Below are 22767 nucleotides of genomic sequence, written 5' to 3'. Positions count from 1 at the left end.
TAGAGGGTAACAACCCCGTAGTCGAAACTTCGTTCTCTCTTGAATGTATCCTGAGTACGGCGGAACACGTGAAATTCCGTCGGAATCTGGGAGGACCATCTCCCAAGGCTAAATACTCCCTAGTGATCGATAGTGAACCAGTACCGTGAGGGAAAGGTGAAAAGCACCCCGGAAGGGGAGTGAAAGAGATCCTGAAACCGTGTGCCTACAAATAGTCAGAGCCCGTTAATGGGTGATGGCGTGCCTTTTGTAGAATGAACCGGCGAGTTACGATCCCGTGCAAGGTTAAGTTGAAGAGACGGAGCCGCAGCGAAAGCGAGTCTGAATAGGGCGTTTAGTACGTGGTCGTAGACCCGAAACCAGGTGATCTACCCATGTCCAGGGTGAAGTTCAGGTAACACTGAATGGAGGCCCGAACCCACGCACGTTGAAAAGTGCGGGGATGAGGTGTGGGTAGCGGAGAAATTCCAATCGAACCTGGAGATAGCTGGTTCTCCCCGAAATAGCTTTAGGGCTAGCCTTAAGTGTAAGAGTCTTGGAGGTAGAGCACTGATTGAACTAGGGGTCCTCATCGGATTACCGAATTCAGTCAAACTCCGAATGCCAATGACTTATCCTTAGGAGTCAGACTGCGAGTGATAAGATCCGTAGTCAAGAGGGAAACAGCCCAGATCGCCAGCTAAGGTCCCAAAGTGTGTATTAAGTGGAAAAGGATGTGGAGTTGCTTAGACAACTAGGATGTTGGCTTAGAAGCAGCCACCATTTAAAGAGTGCGTAATAGCTCACTAGTCGAGTGACTCTGCGCCGAAAATGTACCGGGGCTAAATACACCACCGAAGCTGCGAATTGATACCAATGGTATCAGTGGTAGGGGAGCGTTCTAAGTGCAGTGAAGTCAGACCGGAAGGACTGGTGGAGCGCTTAGAAGTGAGAATGCCGGTATGAGTAGCGAAAGACGGGTGAGAATCCCGTCCACCGAATGCCTAAGGTTTCCTGAGGAAGGCTCGTCCGCTCAGGGTTAGTCAGGACCTAAGCCGAGGCCGACAGGCGTAGGCGATGGACAACAGGTTGATATTCCTGTACCACCTCTTTATCGTTTGAGCAATGGAGGGACGCAGAAGGATAGAAGAAGCGTGCGATTGGTTGTGCACGTCCAAGCAGTTAGGCTGATAAGTAGGCAAATCCGCTTATCGTGAAGGCTGAGCTGTGATGGGGAAGCTCCTTATGGAGCGAAGTCTTTGATTCCCCGCTGCCAAGAAAAGCTTCTAGCGAGATAAAAGGTGCCTGTACCGCAAACCGACACAGGTAGGCGAGGAGAGAATCCTAAGGTGTGCGAGAGAACTCTGGTTAAGGAACTCGGCAAAATGACCCCGTAACTTCGGGAGAAGGGGTGCTTTCTTAACGGAAAGCCGCAGTGAATAGGCCCAAGCGACTGTTTAGCAAAAACACAGGTCTCTGCGAAGCCGTAAGGCGAAGTATAGGGGCTGACACCTGCCCGGTGCTGGAAGGTTAAGGAGAGGGGTTAGCGTAAGCGAAGCTCTGAACTGAAGCCCCAGTAAACGGCGGCCGTAACTATAACGGTCCTAAGGTAGCGAAATTCCTTGTCGGGTAAGTTCCGACCCGCACGAAAGGTGTAACGATTTGGGCACTGTCTCAACCAGAGACTCGGTGAAATTATAGTACCTGTGAAGATGCAGGTTACCCGCGACAGGACGGAAAGACCCCGTGGAGCTTTACTGTAGCCTGATATTGAATTTTGGTACAGTTTGTACAGGATAGGCGGGAGCCATTGAAACCGGAGCGCTAGCTTCGGTGGAGGCGCTGGTGGGATACCGCCCTGACTGTATTGAAATTCTAACCTACGGGTCTTATCGACCCGGGAGACAGTGTCAGGTGGGCAGTTTGACTGGGGCGGTCGCCTCCTAAAGTGTAACGGAGGCGCCCAAAGGTTCCCTCAGAATGGTTGGAAATCATTCGTAGAGTGCAAAGGCATAAGGGAGCTTGACTGCGAGACCTACAAGTCGAGCAGGGACGAAAGTCGGGCTTAGTGATCCGGTGGTTCCGCATGGAAGGGCCATCGCTCAACGGATAAAAGCTACCCCGGGGATAACAGGCTTATCTCCCCCAAGAGTCCACATCGACGGGGAGGTTTGGCACCTCGATGTCGGCTCATCGCATCCTGGGGCTGTAGTCGGTCCCAAGGGTTGGGCTGTTCGCCCATTAAAGCGGTACGCGAGCTGGGTTCAGAACGTCGTGAGACAGTTCGGTCCCTATCCGTCGTGGGCGTAGGAAATTTGAGAGGAGCTGTCCTTAGTACGAGAGGACCGGGATGGACGCACCGCTGGTGTACCAGTTGTTCTGCCAAGGGCATAGCTGGGTAGCTATGTGCGGAAGGGATAAGTGCTGAAAGCATCTAAGCATGAAGCCCCCCTCAAGATGAGATTTCCCATAGCGTAAGCTAGTAAGATCCCTGAAAGATGATCAGGTTGATAGGTTCGAGGTGGAAGCATGGTGACATGTGGAGCTGACGAATACTAATAGATCGAGGACTTAACCATATAATATGAAGCAATGTTATCTAGTTTTGAAAGAATATAAAAAAACTTGTTGACTTTAAAAGTAAAATAAGTTAAAATGATTCTTGTCTTAAATGAATACAGTCTGGTAATGATGGCAGAGAGGTCACACCCGTTCCCATACCGAACACGGAAGTTAAGCTCTCTAGCGCCGATGGTAGTTGGGACCTTGTCCCTGTGAGAGTAGGACGTTGCCAGGCAAAATGGAGGATTAGCTCAGCTGGGAGAGCACCTGCCTTACAAGCAGGGGGTCGGCGGTTCGATCCCGTCATCCTCCACCATATATGTCGGAGGGGTAGCGAAGTGGCTAAACGCGGCGGACTGTAAATCCGCTCCTTCGGGTTCGGCAGTTCGAATCTGCCCCCCTCCACCATTCTTAATTAATGGGCTATAGCCAAGCGGTAAGGCAACGGACTTTGACTCCGTCATGCGCTGGTTCGAATCCAGCTAGCCCAGCCATTAAGAGCCATTAGCTCAGTTGGTAGAGCATCTGACTTTTAATCAGAGGGTCGAAGGTTCGAATCCTTCATGGCTCACCATTTTAATCAAATATGCGGGTGTGGCGGAATTGGCAGACGCACTAGACTTAGGATCTAGCGCCTTTGGCGTGGGGGTTCGACTCCCTTCACCCGCACTTTTAATGAAATAACTCAAACATGTCTTGCGGAAGTAGTTCAGTGGTAGAATACAACCTTGCCAAGGTTGGGGTCGCGGGTTCGAATCCCGTCTTCCGCTCCAATTTTCAATATGACATGCCGGGGTGGCGGAACAGGCAGACGCACAGGACTTAAAATCCTGCGGTGGGTGACCACCGTGCGGGTTCGACCCCCGCCCTCGGCACCATATGCGCCCGTAGCTCAATTGGATAGAGCGTTTGACTACGGATCAAGAGGTTAGGGGTTCGACTCCTCTCGGGCGCGCTTTTATTAACGGGAAGTGGCTCAGCTTGGTAGAGCACCTGGTTTGGGACCAGGGGGTCGCAGGTTCAAATCCTGTCTTCCCGATATTCCCAAAAACATGGGGCCTTAGCTCAGCTGGGAGAGCGCCTGCCTTGCACGCAGGAGGTCAGCGGTTCGATCCCGCTAGGCTCCACTTTATTTATTATATGTCTCGGAGGTATACCCAAGTTCGGCTGAAGGGATCGGTCTTGAAAACCGACAGGCGGTGAGAATCGCGCGGGGGTTCGAATCCCTCTACCTCCTCCATTTTCTTTTTAAATGGTTTAGATACATATAATAATAAAATTTTATTTTTTCCTTCATGGAGGTATACCCAAGTTCGGCTGAAGGGATCGGTCTTGAAAACCGACAGGCGGCGAGAGTCGCGCGGGGGTTCGAATCCCTCTACCTCCTCCATTTTTTAAAAAACATTATATTGTCGCGGGGTGGAGCAGCACGGTAGCTCGTCGGGCTCATAACCCGAAGGTCGCAGGTTCAAATCCTGTCCCCGCAACCAAATGGTCCCGTGGTGTAGTGGTTAACATGCCTGCCTGTCACGCAGGAGATCGCCGGTTCGACCCCGGTCGGGACCGCCATTTATGTTGGCTCGGTAGCTCAGTCGGTAGAGCAGAGGACTGAAAATCCTCGTGTCGGCGGTTCGATTCCGTCCCGAGCCACCATTTTTTTTATGCCGGCTTAGCTCAATTGGTAGAGCAACTGACTTGTAATCAGTAGGTTGGGGGTTCAAGTCCTCTAGCCGGCATCCTTTAGGGGCATAGTTTAAAGGTAGAACTGAGGTCTCCAAAACCTCCAGTGTGGGTTCGATTCCTACTGCCCCTGTAAAAGTATATGGGCCTATAGCTCAGCTGGTTAGAGCGCACGCCTGATAAGCGTGAGGTCGATGGTTCGAGTCCATTTAGGCCCACCATATATATTATTCCGCAGTAGCTCAGTGGTAGAGCTATCGGCTGTTAACCGATCGGTCGTAGGTTCGAGTCCTACCTGCGGAGCCATGGCCCGTTGGTCAAGTGGTTAAGACACCGCCCTTTCACGGCGGTAACACGGGTTCGAATCCCGTACGGGTCATAAAAAAAAGAGTCAGCAATATGCTGACTCTTTTTTATTGTGCGTTAATCCTCCTTTATCAACTGATTTTCCTGAAATAAATAAAGGAATTTAGGAAAAGCTATGGTATGTATAAAAAGGAGGAGACAAAAATGACACGAGTGAGAGACTGTATGAGTACTCATATTGTACATTGTACACCGCTAGACAATGTATATGAGGCTGCTGTAAAGATGAAAGAAGAATCGATTGGATTGATTCCGGTTGTTGAAAATGAGCAAGTTGTTGGGCTTGTTACGGACCGAGATTTAGTTGTTCGAGGGATTGCTGAGAAACATCCTGGATCTAATAAAATTACAAATGTAATGACAACAAACATTGTTTCAGTTTCTCCAGATGATTCTATTGAAAAAGCCACAGAGTTAATGGCACAGTATCAAATTAGACGATTACCAGTAGTTGAGAGTGGTCAACTCGTTGGGATGCTAGCACTAGGTGATTTAGCTATAAGAGAATCGGCAGATGATCAAGCTGGATTTGCTTTAAGTGAAATCTCGGAGCATACGGAATGAAGAAAGATTTTAATTAGTGGGGTAAGTTACGTATAAAAATCAGATGCATTATTCTAGTATATAGAATTAAACTAATATGTTAGCATGATGTATCTGAGACATTATATAATAAGTATACAGTTAGTAATTTCGACAGTTTATTTAAATTTGTCATTCCTAATTTTAAATAAGAGAAAAAATGATATACTGATAGATATAAGTATTATGAAAGATTTTGAATATAACAATATTCATTGTTAGTGATGTAATAATGGATTAATATTTCCTATGTAGACAAAAGGGAGGGGGAATTATATGAGGGCTGTACAGCGCGATCCAAATTGGAATTTGGTTACAGATACATATATAGAACCAAATAATTTCGCTGAATTATTTTCTTTGCTTGTACCTTGTCATCCAAAAGGTGAAGGGAAAGAACGAACTATATTAGTGTGGAAAGAAAAAGAATTTTATAAAGAAGAAAATTTAGCGGCATTTATCGTATATGGAATGAATAAAACAAAGAATTTACCGCAGTTTCATAAAGATGAAATTCCAACTTTAGTACGTATTCTTCGCTTATGCCAAGAGATTGGTTGGTATGAAGAAGCAAATACTTTTATGATAACTCAAGGATTAGCTGAGTTTGTTCACACTTCATTGGAATATGAAACATGGGATCTTTTGACGCAAGCGGTTGCTTTAAACTATTTAATTATCAAATATCGTATTGGTGAATTAACTGATGGGGATGTAGAAATCTGGGATAGAGTTAAATTTAATGAGAAATGTATAACAGACTGTAAACATCTATTATCCCATAAAGAAGTATTAGAATTTACATTCTTTTATATGTGTAAGAGAGCTAAGTTCCTATCAAAAGAGCAATTAAATAGTGATATGATGAGTCTAGCTATGTATTGTAATACTTTCGTGTATGATTTATATACACATGACTTATTACGAAAATATCGTAAGTGTACAGACTTCTTATCATATTATGGACCTAGTCAAGCGGTGTTAGCTTGTCAAAGAGCTGTACTTTCTCAAATTTCAGATCGATTAGACCCATTGAAAACTACTCATGTAGATGATTATTTATATGTAATGAAAGAAATGATGGAGCATATGACGATAGGAATAATGGATCGATATGATCATTTTATCGGAAAGTTATTATCATATGTGCCATTTTTCGAAATGATTCAAGTTCCACAACATGCATATTATTGTGAAGAATTATTGTATATTTGCAAGGGAATTGAATATAAAGAAGAAATATTACGCAATTATATATTTATACAATTACATGATTGTTTACCATCATTCTTTAAACTATTTCTTAAAAATAAGCGTTATGCAACAATTCATGATATTCTGTTCTATTGGTGCGATGATGAACAAAGAATGAGCTTAGAGAAAAAATATAATCTTAGTTTTATTTATGAAAAATATGCTTGCGGATAAAAGAGCATTTTCTATATAAATTAAAAAGGATCTCAAGTTTATGTGAGATCCTTTTTTTGTTAGTAAAGTAAGGAGAACGCAATTAAGACGAGAAATAACATTCCATAAAGGAGAAATTGTGCCGTATAGCTTCCTTGTATACCAAAAAAAGTATTTGTTTTTTTATATAAATTCAATATATATTTTAGCGGATTATCTTTGAAAGATTGGTACACAGTGTCTCCTCTTTCTAAGCTTCTTGTTCGTGTTTTTTGTTATTAGGGACATGAATGTACCTAGCTATGAATAATAAAACAGCCATAAAGCATACGGGAAATACGGTAGTTAAATAAAAACCATTACTAATAATATTTGTTATTAGGGCACTTAATAGAAAGACGGCATTATAAATATGGGCAATTTTTTGTTTTAGTTGTACTTGAAAGGCTTCCATCATAATTTCTAAAGTAACAAAAGCAATGATAATAGATAAAAATACAGTATTTGTATTGTAAATGATTAAACAAAAAATTAAACCTAAAAAGGCTAAGTATTCAATTAAGAGAGATATATTGATATTGCGTGGCATACAATTTACCTAACTAAATATGGCAGTGGGTTTACTGCATTTGTTTTTTCAAAATTCCACTCTCCATTGTGTAATTCAAAATGAAGATGTTGCCCGTATGAATGACCTGTGTTTCCCATATGACCTACTAATTGTCCAGCTTGTACTTGATCACCAGCTTGTACAGTGCGATCTTTCATGTGAGCATAGACTGTCGTATATAATTTCCCGTTTATTTGATGGGCGATGAACACAACATTGCCATAGCTAGCTGAATAATATGATTTCACAACTTTACCTGCAGCCGCCGCCTGGATAGAGACATTACCCTGAGCTGCAATATCTATACCATAATGCATTTGTTCCCAGCGCATATCAAAGGTTGAGCTAACTCTTCCTTGAGTAGGGAATTTAAAAACTGCTGGAATTGAAGTAGGTTGAGCTGTTTGAGCTTGTGATTGCGTTTGCGTTTGATTTTGCACCACATAATGTTTTGCCACATATCCGTATCCTGTGCCAAAACGAATTTTATACCAAGTTCCTACAGTTTCCACTACTTGTATTTGTGTACCATTTTGTAATGAGCCAAGTAGTGCGCTACTTGTACTAGCGTTGCTACGTACATTAAGTTTAGGTGTTGCAACTGTGTATTTCGTATTATTTTGAACTGTGATGCCTTTTACTAAAGGCTGTGAACCATTAGACACGAATGCCTTTTGTACGTAACCTGTTTTGCCATTATGTAAAATTTTATACCAATCACCTTGTTCTTCTTGAATGGTAACGAATTTCCCATTTGGTAATACATCTAAAATTGAAGATTCTAAATTAGGTTCAGAACGAACGTTTAATGCATTGGCATTAACGATGTATTGATTATTAGATTGAAGTTTGTTTTTTAGTAGAATAGCATCTTTTTGTACGTAACCTACTTTATTATTAACAGATACTTTATACCAGCCATTAGTTGTTTCAAGTATGTTCACTTTCGTATTAAAGCGGATTGTATCAATTGATGAGCTATTTGCGTTATCTTTTGTATGTAAGGCTACTTGATCGACTTTTACATATCCAGTTTTCACATTAGATAATTGTTCAGCGTTGGCTGTTTGTACATTTGTTTCTCCCATAGAAGGAAGTAAAGAGGCAATTGCGACAGTAGTTGCTGTTAAAGCAGTAGCTTTCATATTCATATAATAGAGACCTCCTCTAGTTGTATAGTTGTAATTTTATTATAGTATAAAGATATAATATAGTGGGTGTATTCACATAAATGTAATATGAAATCAATATAAAAATAAATTTTTTGAGGATAATGATTCCTTTTTATCCAATTAATTAGGATAATAATTTCTAAGATAGAATATAAGTATTATATAGTTCTGTTATTTTGTTGACAATTGAGAAAATTAAAATAGTTGATGATGTCTTATTACGATGTTATACTGACAGTGATAATTTCATAGTTTGCTAGGAGAGCTGGTGTTGCCAGCTGAGAGTAGGCCGTAAGCCTTTGATCCTTTTCATTACCTGATCTAGATTATGCTAGCGTAGGGAAGCAATTCGGACACTAATAATGAGTCCCCGTTTCTTTGCGTATAGAAACGGGGCTTTTTTATTTGAAAATTTCATATTGAAACCACTAGGGGTGCTTGTTGTGCTGAGAGAGGAATAATCCTTAACCCTTACAGACCTGATCTAGGTAATACTAGCGAAGGGAAGTGGAGCAACGAATAAATTATAATTTTATTTGCTGTAACCACTTCTTATTTAGAAGTGGTTTTTTATTTAGATATATAAATTGAAAGGGGATAGAGAAATGAAATTTTGCGATAGATTATTAGAAACTGTACAACCAGTTTGGGAGATGAGTCATAATCACCCGTTTGTAGTAGGTATGGGAGATGGCACGTTAGAAAAAGATAAGTTTCAGTATTATATTATTCAAGATTATTTATATTTGTTAGATTATGCAAAGCTATATGCGATTGGTGTTGTAAAAGCAACGAATCCACAAGTAATGGGGAAATTTGCTGAACAAATTGATGGCATATTAAATGGAGAAATGACAATCCATAAACAATATGCAAAAAGACTTGGTATTTCTATAGAGGAGATAGAATCTGCAAAACCATCTGCTAAAAATTTAGCCTATACAAATTACATGATGTCTGTATCTCAAAATGGCACGCTTGCGGAATTAATAGCAGCACTTCTTCCATGTATGTGGAGCTACTGGGAAATTGGAAAGCGTTTAAACGATATTCCTGGAGCAAGAGATCATGAGTTCTTTGGTGAGTGGATTCAAGGATATAGTTCGGAAGAATACGGTAGCCTTTGTATTTGGTTAATAGATTTATTAAATGAAATGGCAGTTGGAAAGTCTGACAAAGAGCTAGATCGATTAGAGGAGATTTTCCTATATTCCAGTCGATTTGAATATTTATTCTGGGATATGTCCTATCGTAAGGAGATGTGGGGATTTGAGGAGCAAGAACATACTACAGTTTCATAATGTTTCTTTTCATTATGATGAGAAACCAATCATCAATGAATTAAATGCTTCTATACAAGATAAAGAGTTTGTAAGTATTATCGGACCGAGTGGATGCGGGAAAAGTACTTTATTTCGCCTTATTACAGGTTTAGAAGAAACAAGTACGGGACAGATAGAGCTGACAGAAACAAAGAGCCATCCTGTAGGGTATATGCCCCAAAAAGATATGCTCCTGCCATGGAGAACGATTATTGAGAATGCTGCCCTGCCGCTAGAGTGCCAAGGTGTACAGAAGAAAGAAGCACAAATAAAGGCAAAGGAACTGTTACATAAATTTGGCTTACAAGGGTATGAGACAAAATATCCGAAAGATTTATCTGGTGGTATGAGACAACGCGTATCTTTTATTCGAACTTTATTAACAGGCGGGGAGATATTGCTGTTAGATGAACCGTTTAGCGCGTTGGATGCGTTAACGAAGGCATCTTTGCAAGAATGGCTGTTTGAACAATGGAAAGAGTGGAAAAAAACAATTTTATTTATCACTCATGATGTGGAAGAAGCATTGTTTCTTTCTAATCGAATTTTCGTTGTAGAAAATCAACCGATAACTACTTTAACCGAGAGGATTGTACCGCTTGATCGTAATCGGACAAGAAAAGATTTGTATAAGCCTGAAGTGTTAGCGCTTAAAGATGAGCTTCTTAGTATGTTACAAAGGCAGGTACTCGTATGATGAACCGGTTGAAGGAACTATTACCTGCCCTTACACTTTCTAGTGTTTTACTTGTCATGTGGGAAATAGGCGCAAGAATTGTAGATGAGATGTACATTTTACCGTCACCGTCTGCAATTGTAATGAAGATATGGCAACTAAAAGATATATTATTTACAGTTCATTTGCCGGCAACATTATACGTCGTTTTAATAGGGGTAGCTATTTCTATCGTACTTGGGGTAGGGCTAGCAATATTAATGAATGCGAGTAATTGGATGGAGAGAGCATTTTATCCATTATTAGTTGCCTCACAAACGATTCCGATTACAGCGCTTGCTCCGCTCTTCGTTTTATGGTTTGGATATACGATCTGGAGTAAGGTTGTTGTCACGGTTTTAATTACGTTTTTCCCAATTGCGGTCAATACGTATGATGGACTACGTAGTACAAAAAAAGAATGGGAGGAGCTCTTAGTTACGTATGGAGCAACGAAAAAAGATATTTTTCTTAAATTAAAGTTACCATCTGCTCTTCCTTATTTTTTCTCAGCTTTAAAAATTGCAGTTCCGCTTAGTGTGATTGGGGCGGCAATTGGTGAATGGCTCGGTGCACAAGCTGGGCTAGGATATTTCAGTAAAAGAATGATGACGCAATTAGACGGAGCGGGTGTATTTGCCCCCATTGTATTGTTATCATTATTAGCTATTTTCTTTGTTGTCCTTATTTCGATTTTAGAAAAGAAATTTATTAGTTGGAGGAAGTATTCATGAAATTTTTAAAACGCATCTTTGTGTTTACATTATTAGTTGCAATGATCGCTGGATGTTCTAGTAATTCGGCATCAGATAAGAATAAAAAAGAAAAAGAAATAACGGTCATGCTTGATTGGTACCCAAATGCGGTACATAGCTTTATTTATGCGGCGATTGAAAAAGGCTACTTTAAAGAAGAAGGAGTAAAGGTGAATATTAAATTCCCTTCTAATCCGACTGATCCATTAACTTTAGCAGCTGCAGGAAAGGTAACGGTTGGCTTATATTATCAGCCAGATGTTGTCATGGCAAAAGCAAATGAACAAATTCCAGTGAAATCAATTGGAGCTGTCGTACGTTCGCCATTAAATCATGTTGTATCGCTGAAATCAGCAGGCATTCAATCGCCAAAAGATTTAGAGGGGAAAACAGTTGGATATTCTGGAACACCTTTAAGTGAGATGTATTTAAAAACGATGGTAAAAGAAGCTGGTGGTAATCCAGATACAGTGAAAGTAGTCGATGTTGGCTTTGATTTAGTACCGGCACTAATTACGAAAAAAGTGGATGCGGTAACAGGGGCATACATTAACCATGAAGTACCTGTTATGCGCCATGAAGGTCATGAACCAGCATACTTTAATCCAGCTGATTACGGTGTACCAAACTATCATGAGCTTGTATTTGTAACAGGTGATAAAACGTTGAAAAAAGATAAAGAAGCGTTGCAAGCCTTCTTACGTGGTACGAAAAAAGGCTATGATTTCATGAAGAAAAATCCGGATGAAGCATTAAATATTTTATTAAATCATCAAGAAAAAGAAAACTTCCCGCTTGTACCAGAAGTTGAAAAAGAAAGTATGAAAATTTTATTAGAGAAGATGGAAACGAAAGATGAGCCATTCTTATCAGATTCAAAAGAGTCATGGGAGAAACAAAATAAATGGCTGAAAGATAAAGGAATGACGAAAGAAATCGTTCCGGCTGAGGAATTATTCGAAAACATTTTAAAGTAGGCGAATGAATATGAAAAATGAGCTTCATGTAATCTCAAATGGTCACATGTCATTCGAAGAGCTAGTGAATGTAGCAATGCAAATTGAGAGTGAGATTGATTATTTGCATATTCGTGAGCGTGAGAAAAGTACGAAGGAATTGTATGAAGGTGTGGAAGGTCTTTTGAAGAAAGGCTTTCCGGCATCGAAGATAGTAATAAATGATCGAATTGATATTGCTATTTTATTAAACATTCCGCGCGTGCAGCTAGGATATCGAAGCGCAGATGTAAGGTCAGTGAAAGAAAAGTTTTCTTATTTGCATGTCGGTTATTCTGTGCATTCTTTAGAAGAGGCGATCGATGCATTTAAGAATGGAGCGGATTCACTCGTCTATGGTCATGTATTTCCGACAGATTGTAAAAAAGGTGTGCCAGCGAGAGGGCTTGAAGAAGTTTCAGACATTGCAAAGTGTTTATCCATACCGATTACAGCAATTGGAGGAATCACCACGGAAAACACAGGGGATGTTCTTACTAAAGGTGTCAGTGGTATTGCTGTTATGTCTGGGATTATAAGCAGTAGTAACCCGTATAGCAAAGCGAAATCTTATAAGGAATCAATAAGAAAGTGGGCGGAAAAACATGTGTAAGAAGTATGATGTAGCGATAATTGGCGGAGGTGTAATTGGTAGTTCAGTTGCACATTTTCTAGCAGAACGAGGGCATAAAGTAGCGATTGTAGAGAAGAAAAGAATTGCATCTGAAGCCTCGAAAGCGGCTGCTGGTTTACTTGGGGTTCAGGCAGAATGGGATGCATATGACCCACTATTTGAACTTGCTAGAGAAAGCCGTGCTATATTTCCACAACTTGCAGAAGTTTTACGTGAAAAAACAGGCATCGATATTGGGTATGAAGAAAAAGGCATTTATCGTATTGCCCAAAATGAAGATGAGAAGGAAAGAATTCTTCACATTATGGATTGGCAGCAGAAAACAGGTGAAGATTCTTATTTTCTAACAGGAGATCGTTTACGAGAGAAAGAGCCATTTCTATCTGAGTCAATTATAGGTGCTGTATATTATCCAAAAGATGGTCATGTTATTGCACCAGAGCTTACGAAAGCCTTCGCACATTCCGCATCATTTTCGGGTGCTGATATATATGAACAGACAGAAGTGTTTGATATTCGTATTGAAAATAATAAAGTGACTGGAATTATGACGAGCGAAGGTATTATCACATGCGAAAAAGTTGTGATTGCGGGTGGTTCATGGAGCACGAAGCTACTAGCGCATTTTCACCGAGAATGGGGTACATATCCAGTTAAAGGAGAAGTAGTAGCGGTAAGAAGTAGAAAACCACTTTTAAAGGCACCTATTTTCCAAGAAAGATTTTACATTGCACCAAAGCGCGGTGGACGTTACGTAATTGGAGCAACGATGAAGCCTCATACGTTTAATAAAACTGTGCAACCAGAAAGTATTACTTCTATATTAGAGCGTGCTTATACAATATTGCCGGCTTTAAAAGAAGCAGAGTGGGAAAGCACATGGGCAGGATTAAGGCCACAATCAAATCACGAAGCTCCTTATATGGGAGAGCATGAAGAAATAAAAGGTTTATATGCTTGTACGGGGCATTATCGAAACGGTATTTTATTAAGTCCTGTTTCTGGTCAGTATATGGCTGATTTAATAGAAGGAAAGCAGGAAAATCACTTGCTAGATTCATTGCTTTCTAAAACAGTTTAGAAAGGAGATGGAAGTTTGAATTTAAAAATTAATGGTAATCAAATTGAAGTGCCAGAGAGTGTAAAAACAGTAGCTGAGTTACTTACACATTTAGAGTTAGATAACAGAATTGTTGTAGTAGAGCGTAATAAAGATATTTTACAAAAAGATGATCATACAGATACATCTGTTTTTGATGGAGACCAAATTGAGATTGTAACTTTCGTAGGAGGCGGTTGATTATGTTAAACATTGGACCATTTTCATTTCATTCTAGACTTTTATTAGGAACAGGAAAATTCCCTGATTTTGATGTGCAGCAAAAGGCAATTGATGTATCTGAGGCTGAGGTTTTAACGTTCGCAGTACGTCGTATGGATATATTCGATGCACAGCAGCCTAATTTATTAGAGAAACTTGATGTAAAAAAATATACGTTATTACCGAATACAGCTGGAGCAAAAAATGCTGAAGAGGCTGTTCGTATTGCAAAATTAGCAAAAGCTTCAGGGCTTTGCGACATGATCAAAGTTGAAGTTATTGGTGATGATAGAACGTTATTACCTGATCCGGTAGAGACGTTAAAGGCATCTGAAATGTTACTAGAAGAAGGATTTATCGTACTTCCGTACACATCTGATGACGTTGTATTAGCACGTAAGTTACAAGAACTAGGCGTGCATGCAATTATGCCAGGAGCATCACCAATCGGTTCAGGGCTTGGTATTGTAAATCCGTTAAATTTAAGCTTTATTATTGAACAAGCGACAGTACCAGTTATCGTTGACGCTGGTATCGGTAGCCCAGCTGATGCGGCATTCGCGATGGAATTGGGAGCGGATGGTGTGTTATTAAATACGGCTGTTTCAGGAGCAAAAGATCCTATTAAAATGGCATCTGCAATGAAATTAAGTATTGAGGCAGGACGTTTAGGATTTGAAGCAGGTCGTATTGCACGTAAACGTTGTGCAACAGCAAGTAGTCCTTTAGAAGGAATGAGCGTAGTTGAATAATCGATATTCTCGCCAAGAATTATTTTCTCCGATTGGGGAAGAAGGCCAGCAAAAGATAAGAGAAAAGCATGTGCTTATTATCGGCGCAGGTGCATTAGGTAGTGCAAATGCAGAGATGTTCGTAAGAGCAGGTGTTGGTACAGTAACGATTGTAGACCGGGATTATGTCGATTGGAGTAATTTACAAAGGCAGCAATTGTACGCAGAGAGTGATGTAGAAAATAATCTTCCGAAGGCTGTAGCAGCAAAGAAGCGTCTAGAAGAGATTAATAGTGAAGTAAGAGTAGAAGCTCTCGTTCAAGATGTAACAGCTGAGGAATTAGAAGAGCTTGTTACCAACGTTGATGTAATCATTGATGCAACTGATAATTTCGAAACGCGTTTCATTGTAAATGATATAGCACAAAAATATTCTATTCCATGGATTTACGGAGCATGTGTAGGGAGTTACGGTCTTTCTTACACAATTCTTCCTAGTAAAACGCCATGTTTATCATGTTTATTACAATCAATTCCGCTTGGCGGGGCGACATGTGATACAGCGGGCATTATATCACCTGCTGTAGCTCTCGTCGTTTCTCATCAAGTAACGGAAGCTCTTAAACTGTTAGTGGAAGATTCCGAATCACTTCGAGATGGACTTGTATCGTTTGATGTATGGAAGAATGAATATTCATGTATGAATGTGCAAAAGCTTCGTAAACACAATTGTCCTTCGTGCGGAGAGAATGCATTATATCCGTATTTAAATAAAGAAAACACATCGAAAACAGCAGTTTTATGCGGGAGAAATACAGTTCAAATTAGACCACCTCATAAAGAGGAAATGGATTTTGAACGATACAAAGAGCTGCTGAATGATTGTGTGAATGATTTAAATGTAAATCCATATTTATTATCATTTTCTGTGGAAGAAAAGAGATTAGTTGCTTTTAAAGATGGTCGTGTACTTGTACATGGAACGAAAGATATAAGCGAAGCAAAAACAATTTATCATCGTTATTTTGGATAGAAAAGGATGAGTGGGATGAAAATAAATAAAGCTCTAACAATTGCCGGATCTGATAGCGGAGGCGGTGCCGGCATTCAAGCAGATTTAAAAACATTCCAAGAGCTTGGTGTGTACGGAATGACGGCAATTACGGCAATTACTGCTCAAAACACGCTTGGCGTTCAAGGGGTATATCCAGTTCCATTAGAAGGGATTATCGAACAGCTGAATTCAATTGGTACGGATTTAACACCAGATGCTGTGAAACTAGGAATGTTATTTAGCAGTGAAATTATTCAAATTGTAGCAGAACATATAAAGAAGTTTGGCTGGAATAATATTGTACTAGACCCTGTTATGATTGCTAAGGGTGGTGCATCATTATTACAACAAGAAGCAGTACAAGCATTAAAAGAATATTTATTACCAGTAGCAACGGTTGTAACACCGAATGTTCCTGAGGCAGAAGTGTTAACTGGGATGGAGATTCATGATGTTGAAGATAGTAAGGAAGCTGCGAAAGTACTGCATGAATTAGGTGCGAAATATGTGCTTATGAAGGGTGGACATGCAGAATATCAAGGTAATGAAGTAATTGACTTACTCTTTGATGGAGAAGAGTTTATCGAATTTAGAAGCGAACGGATTCCTTCAAAGCAAACGCACGGAAGCGGGTGCACATTTGCTTCAGCGGTTACAGCAGGACTTGCGAAAGGCTACTCGATTGAAGAGGCAGTTCAAGAAGCAAAACGATTTATTAGTATAGCAATTGAAGAGCCATTGAATATTGGTAGTGGTCATGGACCGACGAATCATTTTGCATATAAATTGAATAAAACGCGTGCTTAGGTAAGTAAAAAGTCAGTTTTATAACTGGCTTTTTTTCTGTTTACTTTTTCCAAATACAGGAGTAATATATCAGCCAGAATATATTTTTTTGTAAACGCTGAGTCCGATTGTATGGAGCGGAGGAACCAATTTGTGCAGTGTCACTAGGGGTGAATCTTTCAATTTTGAAAGTAGGGCTACTCTCAAAGCCCGAATCCGACAGCTAACTTCGTAAGCGTCTTGAGAGAGGACGGTGCCATGATGGATACATCACTTCATCGATCTGATTAGTATAGGGGAATATCAATCTATGTTTGAGTTCTTTTATGCTAAGGAGGATGAGGTACATGGAACTAACACTTATTTGTGTTGGAGAAGAAAGCAAGGTAAATAGTTTAATAGATTTAGTAGCATTTCAACATGAGTTAATTATTTTTACAGCAAATGAAGAGATAGCGGCTGAAGTGAGGAATTGTGGGTTTGATTGGACGTATAGTTGTAGTAGGGAGCAGGATTTTACTAGTATTTGTGAGTGTATTAAGAAGGTGATTTTACTAGGGGATGAGCTTCCAATTATTAGTTTCTTTACAGAACACATTCGCTTTTCTTTTCAAGCACCTATTACTGTTGTTACAAGGAATAAACGATATCCAGCGAGGCTCTATGAAACAATTGGAGCTACATTTGTCGTGTTTACAAATTGTGATAATATTTCTTTTTTATTTTTTGAATAGGGCGGGGGAGAAGAAGATGAAGGTGTTGTTATTAGGAGATATAGCGAATCGTTGGGCGGTATCGGTAGAGCGAGTTCAAGAATTGGTGATGCTTGATCCTATTTTTCCAAGGCCCTATATTATATTGCCATCGAAAGACGCTTTATATTTAAAAACAGATGTTATCGAATATGAGCAACTACATGCAGAATTGTCACAAGTTTATATTCGCGGGAGAAATTTACGTGCTTTTTTACGAGGAGAATAAATAGTGAATAAAAAAGAGCGAATGCTAAGTGCAACAAGCTATGCACTTCATGTCATTCGCTCTTTTTATTTCGTATTTAAAAGATCATTTATGTGAAAAAGAAAGAAAAGACGAGAAAACAGATGAAAGAATATTAATAATACTCAATGTAAGCGTTTAAATAGACGGATATTTTCTTATTTTCAGTAATTTGCCTCTTTACAAGTGAAATATAGAGGAGTATATTTACTCTCATAAATCATTCATAAAATTTCCAAAAAAACCTAAAATCGCTGAGTTCCAGAAATGGAGCGGGGGAACCAATTTTGTGCATCGTCACTTGGGGTGAATCTTTCAGTTTTGAAAGTAGGGCTACTCTTTAGGCCCGAATCCGACAGCTAACCTCGTAAGCGTTTAGAGAGGAGGTTTACTTTGTGTTGTTCATTTCGAACACTAAGTAGAGCTTAGTGTTCTTTTTTTGATAACTTAATGGTAAATTTTAACAAAAGTGAGGGGTAGTTATGTTAGATGTTGTAATGATCGGGATTTTTGTTGTGTTAGTCGCATCGATGGCAAGTCTTGCAAGTTGGTCAGATAAAGTTGTGAAAGAAGGGAAGCAATCATGATGATTGCCTTATCGGTTATTGTTGCAGCAATTACGGTGTACTTAGTGTATGCATTATTAAATCCAGAGAAGTTTTAATTAGGGGGAATCATTCATTATGATTTGGGTCGCAGTTGTTATTACCATGCTGTTGTTTATTCTTGTGGCAAAGCCAATGGGGATATATTTAGAGAAAGCCTTTCAAGGTAGTCAAAAGCTAGATAAAGTATTCGGGCCTTTTGAAAAACTTATTTTTAAAATTACGGGTGTAAAAGAATACAATCAAACGTGGAAACAGTACGCATTGTCATTAGTTTTATTAAATGGATTTATGATTGTTGTCGTATATTTCATTTTTAGACTACAAGGAGTATTGCCATTAAATCCAGCACACATTGAAGGAATGGAGCCTACGCTTGCCTTTAATACAGCAATTAGTTTTATGGCTGATACAAACTTACAGCATTATAGCGGTGAAAATGGTTTATCTTATTTATCACAATTAATCGGAATTACATTTTTAATGTTTGCAGCACCGGCAACGACGTTAGCACTCGTTATGGCATTTATAAGAGGGCTCGCTGGAAAAGAACTCGGTAACTTTTTCGTTGATTTTACGAGAGCACTAATGAGAGTATTTCTTCCTATCGCATTTATTGCGGCGCTAGTCTTTGTCACACTCGGTGTACCACAAACGTTAGACGGTGCAGTTACGGCACAAACGATTGATGGGGCAAAGCAAAGTATATTACGCGGGCCAGTTGCATCATTTGTTTCCATTAAGGAACTTGGGAATAACGGCGGTGGATTTTTCGGAGCAAACTCTACACATCCTTTTGAAAATCCAGGACAAATGAGTAATATTTTGCAAATGATGCTTATGATGCTATTGCCAACAGCACTTCCATTTACGTACGGACGAATGATAGGGAATAAAAAACAAGGTCGTATCCTATTCGTATCACTATTTATGGTGTTTTTACTTGGATTTATAACGATTACGACATCGGAATTACATGGAAATCCAGCGTTAAATGGAATGGGTATCGAACATGTACAAGGAAGTACAGAAGGAAAAGAAGTACGATTCGGAACTGTATTTTCTTCACTATACGCAACAGTAACGACAGCTGCTGAAACAGGGGCTGTTAATACGATGCATGATACATTAACACCAATTGGCGGTCTAGTTCCACTCGTAAATATGATGTTAAACACAGTATATGGCGGTGTTGGAGCAGGTTTTGTAAACATTATTATGTATGCCATTATTGCAGTATTTATATCTGGTTTAATGGTTGGACGGACACCGGAGTTTTTAGGTAAGAAAATTGAAGGTAAGGAAATGAAATTAATTGCGGTAACGATTTTATTCCATCCATTGCTTATTTTAGGATTTTCAGCATTAGCTCTTTCAACAAGTTTAGGAACAGATGCTATCTCACATTCCGGTTTCCACGGTTTAACGCAAGTTGTATATGAATACACATCGTCAGCTGCGAATAACGGATCTGGATTTGAAGGTTTAGCAGATAATACACCGTTTTGGAATATTACAACTGGTTTAGTTATGTTTTTAGGACGCTATTTCAGTTTAATTACGATGTTAGCTGTGGCAGCTTCGTTGAAAGAGAAGACGGTAGTACCAGAAACAGTCGGAACGTTCCGTACAGATAATGGTTTATTTGGTGGCATCTTCATCGGAACGATTGTAATTGTCGGTGCGTTAACATTCTTCCCGATGTTAGCACTTGGCCCAATTGCAGAATTTCTTACATTGAAGTAATGGAGGGTAAATGATGAGACCGGTAGTAGTAAAAGAAAAACAAGTAAATCAGTCACAAATACATGCTATAGAAGATGAGGTTAGACAAGCGAAAACGATGGATCGTGATATCGTAACACATGCGATGAAACAATCCTTTGCGAAATTGAATCCGAAAGTCATGATAAAGAATCCGATTATGTTCGTTGTGGAAATTGGATTTATCATTACGTTCATTTTATCGTTTCTTCCAAGTAGTGCTAGTAGTGTACCAGGATGGTTTAATATAACAGTTTCTCTCATTCTCTTATTTACAGTTTTATTTGCTAACTTTGCAGAGGCGTTAGCAGAAGGGCGTGGGAAAGCGCAAGCCGATTCTTTAAAACAGTCGAAGAAAGATGTGTTTGCAAATGTGGTGAAAGAAAATGGAGACATTGTTCAAGTTTCAGCAACTGATTTGAGAAAAGGTGACGTTGTTATTGTAAAGCAAGGTGAGATGATCCCAAGTGATGGTGAAGTAATGAAAGGATTAGCTTCTGTAGATGAATCTGCGATTACAGGTGAATCAGCTCCTGTAATAAAAGAAGCGGGCGGTGATTTTTGTTCCGTAACAGGTGGAACGATGGTCGTCAGTGATGAGATTACAATTGTCATTACGAGTAATCCTGGTGAATCATTTATTGATAAAATGATTTCGTTAGTAGAAGGCGCTGCTCGTCAAAAAACGCCGAATGAAATTGCTTTAAATACAGTATTAACGAGCTTAACTCTTATTTTCTTAATCGTTGTTGTGACGTTGCCGATCTTTACAAACTATTTAGGGTTTCAAATTGATACAGCTGTACTTGTCGCATTGTTAGTTTGTTTAATTCCAACGACAATTGGTGGGTTGTTATCAGCAATTGGTATTGCTGGGATGGACCGGGTGACAAAGTTCAATGTGTTAGCGATGTCGGGTAAAGCAGTAGAAGCTGCAGGTGATATTAATACAATTATTTTAGATAAAACAGGTACGATTACTTTCGGGAACCGAATGGCACATACATTACTTCCTGTAGGAAATGAAACGATTGAGCAAGTAGGGAAATGGGCTGCAATTAGTTCAGTTTTAGATGAAACACCAGAAGGTCGATCAGTTATAGAATATGTAAAAACGAAGTCTATATCATATAATCGAGAACTTGCAGAACAAGGTGAATTTGTTCCATTTAAAGCAGAAACGAGAATGAGTGGTGTTGATTTACAGGACGGAACGAAAGTGAGGAAAGGTGCTGTAGGTAGCGTTATTGAATGGGTTCAGTCACAAGGTGGAACGATTCCGAAAGATGTAAATCAAAAAGCAGATTTCATTTCAAAAGAGGGCGGGACACCACTTGTAGTTGCAGTGGATAATCGTATTTACGGTTTAATTTATTTAAAGGATACAGTAAAACCTGGTATGCGTGAGCGTTTTGAACAATTGCGTCAAATGGGGATTAAAACAGTTATGTGTACAGGCGATAACCCATTAACAGCAGCGACAATTGCAAAAGAAGCAGGGGTAGATGAATTCGTTGCTGAGTGTAAACCAGAAGATAAAATTGCGGTTATTAAAGCAGAGCAAGATAAAGGGAAACTTGTAGCGATGACAGGTGATGGTACAAATGATGCGCCGGCACTAGCGCAGGCTGACGTTGGATTAGCAATGAATAGTGGTACGACAGCTGCGAAAGAAGCAGCGAATATGATTGATTTAGATTCGAACCCGACAAAAATTATTGAGGTTGTAGGAATCGGTAAGCAATTGTTAATGACGCGTGGTGCGTTAACGACGTTTAGTATTGCGAATGATATCGCAAAATATTTTGCAATCATTCCAGCGATGTTTACACTTGCGATTCCGCAAATGGAAGCATTAAACATTATGAAACTAACATCACCACTGTCAGCGATTTTATCAGCACTAATATTTAATGCTGTTATTATTCCGTTACTCATTCCGTTAGCGATGAAAGGTATTGCATATAAACCGATGAGTTCGAATGCACTACTTGGCCGAAACCTATTTATTTATGGGCTTGGCGGAGTTATTGTACCATTCATTGGAATTAAAGTAATCGATATAATTGTCGGCTTGTTTATATAAGGAAGAGGGGAAAAAGATGGCGAAGAAACAAAGTATACTATCACCGATTGTCCGTATTACTTTTACATTTTTAGTGTTGTGCGGACTTGTATATCCGCTTATTGTTACTGGTATTGCACAAGCAGTAATGAAGGAGAATGCGGATGGAAGTCTAATATATAATGATAAAAATGAAGTGATTGGTTCTAAGTTAATTGGCCAAAATTTCACAGATCCACGTTATTTTCATGGGCGTGTCTCTAGTATTGAATATAAAGCAGAAGCATCTGGTTCAAATAACTATGCACCGTCTAATCCAGATTTAGAGAAACGAGTAGAGAAAAGTATGGAAGACTGGAAGAAACAAAACCGGGCGGTTCCAGTTACAGAAGTGCCGATCGATTTAGTGACAAATTCAGGTTCAGGGCTTGATCCTGACATTAGTCCGAAGGCAGCTTCCGTACAGGTAGAGCGCATTTCGAAATTAACGAAAATCCCGAAAGAAACGCTAGATCAATTGATTAAAGATCAAACGGAAGGTGCGGCACTTGGTTTATTTGGAGAAGATCGTGTGAACGTCTTAAAGTTAAATATAGAATTACAGAAACTAATGAAATAGTAACAGTGCTACCTCAATCTAATGGATTGAGGTAGCGTTGTTTT

Annotated in this window: 21 protein-coding genes, 20 tRNA genes, 2 rRNA genes and 4 riboswitches (1 of these 47 cut by a window edge); of the genes, 41 read left to right on the top strand and 2 right to left on the bottom strand. The window is 39.6% G+C overall.

All coding sequences use genetic code 11. The annotated features are described in order from the left end of the window. From QCI44_RS24620 to QCI44_RS24505, 24 genes are all read left to right on the top strand, one after another. A 23S ribosomal RNA gene (locus QCI44_RS24620) occupies nucleotides 1–2558 on the top strand; it begins 364 nt to the left of the window's first position. A gap of 102 nt (nucleotides 2559–2660) precedes the next feature. Next, nucleotides 2661–2776: ribosomal RNA gene (gene rrf / locus QCI44_RS24615) — 5S ribosomal RNA — on the top strand. Nucleotides 2777–2781: 5 nt separating this feature from the next. Beyond that, nucleotides 2782–2857: transfer RNA gene (locus QCI44_RS24610), tRNA-Val, on the top strand. Nucleotides 2858–2865: 8 nt separating this feature from the next. Beyond that, nucleotides 2866–2949: transfer RNA gene (locus tag QCI44_RS24605), tRNA-Tyr, on the top strand. A gap of 11 nt (nucleotides 2950–2960) precedes the next feature. Beyond that, a tRNA-Gln gene (locus QCI44_RS24600) sits at nucleotides 2961–3035 on the top strand. Nucleotides 3036–3039: 4 nt separating this feature from the next. Further along, nucleotides 3040–3115: transfer RNA gene (locus tag QCI44_RS24595), tRNA-Lys, on the top strand. A gap of 14 nt (nucleotides 3116–3129) precedes the next feature. Next, nucleotides 3130–3210: transfer RNA gene (locus QCI44_RS24590), tRNA-Leu, on the top strand. Between the two features lie 29 nt (nucleotides 3211–3239). Next, a tRNA-Gly gene (locus tag QCI44_RS24585) sits at nucleotides 3240–3314 on the top strand. 16 nt (nucleotides 3315–3330) lie between these two features. Further along, nucleotides 3331–3419 (top strand) — tRNA-Leu (locus QCI44_RS24580). Nucleotides 3420–3422: 3 nt separating this feature from the next. Then, nucleotides 3423–3496: transfer RNA gene (locus QCI44_RS24575), tRNA-Arg, on the top strand. A 10-nt stretch (nucleotides 3497–3506) separates the two neighbouring features. Further along, nucleotides 3507–3580 (top strand) — tRNA-Pro (locus QCI44_RS24570). A gap of 15 nt (nucleotides 3581–3595) precedes the next feature. Continuing rightward, nucleotides 3596–3668: transfer RNA gene (locus QCI44_RS24565), tRNA-Ala, on the top strand. Between the two features lie 20 nt (nucleotides 3669–3688). Next, nucleotides 3689–3781 (top strand) — tRNA-Ser (locus tag QCI44_RS24560). Between the two features lie 57 nt (nucleotides 3782–3838). Beyond that, nucleotides 3839–3931: transfer RNA gene (locus tag QCI44_RS24555), tRNA-Ser, on the top strand. 23 nt (nucleotides 3932–3954) lie between these two features. Then, a tRNA-Met gene (locus QCI44_RS24550) sits at nucleotides 3955–4031 on the top strand. Between the two features lie 3 nt (nucleotides 4032–4034). Continuing rightward, a tRNA-Asp gene (locus QCI44_RS24545) sits at nucleotides 4035–4110 on the top strand. Nucleotides 4111–4118: 8 nt separating this feature from the next. Next, nucleotides 4119–4194, top strand: a tRNA-Phe gene (locus QCI44_RS24540). Between the two features lie 10 nt (nucleotides 4195–4204). Further along, nucleotides 4205–4277, top strand: a tRNA-Thr gene (locus tag QCI44_RS24535). Between the two features lie 6 nt (nucleotides 4278–4283). Further along, a tRNA-Trp gene (locus QCI44_RS24530) sits at nucleotides 4284–4354 on the top strand. Nucleotides 4355–4365: 11 nt separating this feature from the next. Continuing rightward, nucleotides 4366–4442: transfer RNA gene (locus tag QCI44_RS24525), tRNA-Ile, on the top strand. 10 nt (nucleotides 4443–4452) lie between these two features. Next, nucleotides 4453–4527: transfer RNA gene (locus tag QCI44_RS24520), tRNA-Asn, on the top strand. Nucleotide 4528: 1 nt separating this feature from the next. Further along, nucleotides 4529–4600, top strand: a tRNA-Glu gene (locus tag QCI44_RS24515). 131 nt (nucleotides 4601–4731) lie between these two features. Continuing rightward, the gene (locus tag QCI44_RS24510; protein WP_016089265.1) at nucleotides 4732–5151 is read left to right on the top strand and encodes a CBS domain-containing protein; all 420 of its coding nucleotides are present in this window, start codon (nucleotides 4732–4734) and stop codon (nucleotides 5149–5151) included. A 294-nt stretch (nucleotides 5152–5445) separates the two neighbouring features. Further along, the gene (locus tag QCI44_RS24505) at nucleotides 5446–6597 is read left to right on the top strand and encodes a DUF3965 domain-containing protein (protein ID WP_016133642.1); all 1152 of its coding nucleotides are present in this window, start codon (nucleotides 5446–5448) and stop codon (nucleotides 6595–6597) included. 229 nt (nucleotides 6598–6826) lie between these two features. On the opposite strand, the gene QCI44_RS24500 is transcribed toward QCI44_RS24505, so the two are convergent. Both QCI44_RS24500 and QCI44_RS24495 read right to left on the bottom strand, forming a co-directional pair. After that, a complete protein-coding gene (locus tag QCI44_RS24500) occupies nucleotides 6827–7165 on the bottom strand; it encodes a hypothetical protein (protein ID WP_016133643.1) in 339 nt (112 codons plus the stop codon). A 5-nt stretch (nucleotides 7166–7170) separates the two neighbouring features. Continuing rightward, on the bottom strand, nucleotides 7171–8337 hold the full coding sequence (locus QCI44_RS24495) for an SH3 domain-containing protein (protein WP_016133644.1): 1167 nt from the start codon (nucleotides 8335–8337) through the stop codon (nucleotides 7171–7173). Nucleotides 8338–8606: 269 nt separating this feature from the next. Continuing rightward, nucleotides 8607–8718, top strand: a riboswitch (TPP riboswitch). A gap of 60 nt (nucleotides 8719–8778) precedes the next feature. Further along, nucleotides 8779–8881, top strand: a riboswitch (TPP riboswitch). Between the two features lie 82 nt (nucleotides 8882–8963). Here QCI44_RS24495 and tenA point away from each other — a divergent pair. The 17 genes from tenA (at nucleotide 8964) to kdpC (ending at nucleotide 22723) form a co-directional block, all read left to right on the top strand. Beyond that, nucleotides 8964–9659 (top strand): thiaminase II, encoded by a 696-nt coding sequence (gene tenA / locus QCI44_RS24490; protein ID WP_000666832.1) that lies wholly within the window; start codon nucleotides 8964–8966, stop codon nucleotides 9657–9659. Beyond that, nucleotides 9628–10377 carry an ABC transporter ATP-binding protein gene (locus tag QCI44_RS24485; RefSeq protein WP_016133645.1) on the top strand — a complete coding sequence of 250 codons (750 nt, stop codon included), beginning with the start codon at nucleotides 9628–9630 and terminating at the stop codon, nucleotides 10375–10377. Before tenA ends, QCI44_RS24485 begins: the two co-directional genes overlap by 32 nt. Then, entirely contained in the window at nucleotides 10377–11129 is a 753-nt protein-coding gene (locus QCI44_RS24480; protein WP_016133646.1) for an ABC transporter permease, read from the top strand. Before QCI44_RS24485 ends, QCI44_RS24480 begins: the two co-directional genes overlap by 1 nt. Next, nucleotides 11126–12127 carry an ABC transporter substrate-binding protein gene (locus QCI44_RS24475; RefSeq protein ID WP_016089259.1) on the top strand — a complete coding sequence of 334 codons (1002 nt, stop codon included), beginning with the start codon at nucleotides 11126–11128 and terminating at the stop codon, nucleotides 12125–12127. The genes QCI44_RS24480 and QCI44_RS24475 overlap by 4 nt, the downstream gene beginning before the upstream one ends. Before the next feature lie 10 nt (nucleotides 12128–12137). Further along, complete coding sequence (gene tenI / locus QCI44_RS24470) at nucleotides 12138–12758, top strand: thiazole tautomerase TenI (protein WP_016133647.1); 621 nt, start codon at nucleotides 12138–12140, stop codon at nucleotides 12756–12758. Then, the gene (thiO, locus tag QCI44_RS24465) at nucleotides 12751–13860 is read left to right on the top strand and encodes a glycine oxidase ThiO (RefSeq protein WP_016133648.1); all 1110 of its coding nucleotides are present in this window, start codon (nucleotides 12751–12753) and stop codon (nucleotides 13858–13860) included. Before tenI ends, thiO begins: the two co-directional genes overlap by 8 nt. Nucleotides 13861–13875: 15 nt before the next feature. Beyond that, on the top strand, nucleotides 13876–14079 hold the full coding sequence (thiS, locus tag QCI44_RS24460) for a sulfur carrier protein ThiS (RefSeq protein WP_001049505.1): 204 nt from the start codon (nucleotides 13876–13878) through the stop codon (nucleotides 14077–14079). A gap of 2 nt (nucleotides 14080–14081) precedes the next feature. Continuing rightward, nucleotides 14082–14852 carry a thiazole synthase gene (gene thiG / locus QCI44_RS24455; protein WP_016089255.1) on the top strand — a complete coding sequence of 257 codons (771 nt, stop codon included), beginning with the start codon at nucleotides 14082–14084 and terminating at the stop codon, nucleotides 14850–14852. Continuing rightward, nucleotides 14845–15864: a thiazole biosynthesis adenylyltransferase ThiF gene (thiF, locus tag QCI44_RS24450; RefSeq protein ID WP_016133649.1), complete on the top strand. Its 1020-nt coding sequence runs from the start codon at nucleotides 14845–14847 to the stop codon at nucleotides 15862–15864. The genes thiG and thiF overlap by 8 nt, the downstream gene beginning before the upstream one ends. A 6-nt stretch (nucleotides 15865–15870) precedes the next feature. After that, complete coding sequence (gene thiD / locus QCI44_RS24445; protein ID WP_142291957.1) at nucleotides 15871–16692, top strand: bifunctional hydroxymethylpyrimidine kinase/phosphomethylpyrimidine kinase; 822 nt, start codon at nucleotides 15871–15873, stop codon at nucleotides 16690–16692. 85 nt (nucleotides 16693–16777) lie between these two features. Further along, nucleotides 16778–16925, top strand: a riboswitch (cyclic di-AMP (ydaO/yuaA leader). A gap of 93 nt (nucleotides 16926–17018) precedes the next feature. Continuing rightward, nucleotides 17019–17405 (top strand): hypothetical protein, encoded by a 387-nt coding sequence (locus QCI44_RS24440; protein ID WP_016133651.1) that lies wholly within the window; start codon nucleotides 17019–17021, stop codon nucleotides 17403–17405. Nucleotides 17406–17421: 16 nt separating this feature from the next. Beyond that, the gene (locus QCI44_RS24435) at nucleotides 17422–17652 is read left to right on the top strand and encodes a hypothetical protein (RefSeq protein WP_000866307.1); all 231 of its coding nucleotides are present in this window, start codon (nucleotides 17422–17424) and stop codon (nucleotides 17650–17652) included. 260 nt (nucleotides 17653–17912) lie between these two features. Continuing rightward, a riboswitch (cyclic di-AMP (ydaO/yuaA leader) is annotated at nucleotides 17913–18058 on the top strand. 94 nt (nucleotides 18059–18152) lie between these two features. Then, complete coding sequence (locus QCI44_RS24430; protein WP_000887889.1) at nucleotides 18153–18257, top strand: SipW-dependent-type signal peptide-containing protein; 105 nt, start codon at nucleotides 18153–18155, stop codon at nucleotides 18255–18257. Continuing rightward, on the top strand, nucleotides 18254–18334 hold the full coding sequence (gene kdpF, locus QCI44_RS24425; RefSeq protein ID WP_000972378.1) for a K(+)-transporting ATPase subunit F: 81 nt from the start codon (nucleotides 18254–18256) through the stop codon (nucleotides 18332–18334). The genes QCI44_RS24430 and kdpF overlap by 4 nt, the downstream gene beginning before the upstream one ends. Before the next feature lie 19 nt (nucleotides 18335–18353). Further along, nucleotides 18354–20021, top strand: a complete 1668-nt coding sequence (kdpA, locus tag QCI44_RS24420; RefSeq protein ID WP_353811485.1) for a potassium-transporting ATPase subunit KdpA — start codon at nucleotides 18354–18356, stop codon at nucleotides 20019–20021. A gap of 13 nt (nucleotides 20022–20034) precedes the next feature. Then, nucleotides 20035–22125: a potassium-transporting ATPase subunit KdpB gene (gene kdpB / locus QCI44_RS24415; protein WP_016133653.1), complete on the top strand. Its 2091-nt coding sequence runs from the start codon at nucleotides 20035–20037 to the stop codon at nucleotides 22123–22125. Nucleotides 22126–22141: 16 nt separating this feature from the next. Next, nucleotides 22142–22723, top strand: a complete 582-nt coding sequence (gene kdpC / locus QCI44_RS24410; protein WP_016089250.1) for a K(+)-transporting ATPase subunit C — start codon at nucleotides 22142–22144, stop codon at nucleotides 22721–22723. The last annotated feature ends 44 nt before the right edge of the window (nucleotides 22724–22767 follow it).

Origin of the sequence: Bacillus cereus group sp. RP37, from assembly GCF_040459695.1 — a bacterium.
Taxonomy (GTDB): domain Bacteria; phylum Bacillota; class Bacilli; order Bacillales; family Bacillaceae_G; genus Bacillus_A.
This window is presented reverse-complemented; position numbering and strand designations above follow the sequence as displayed.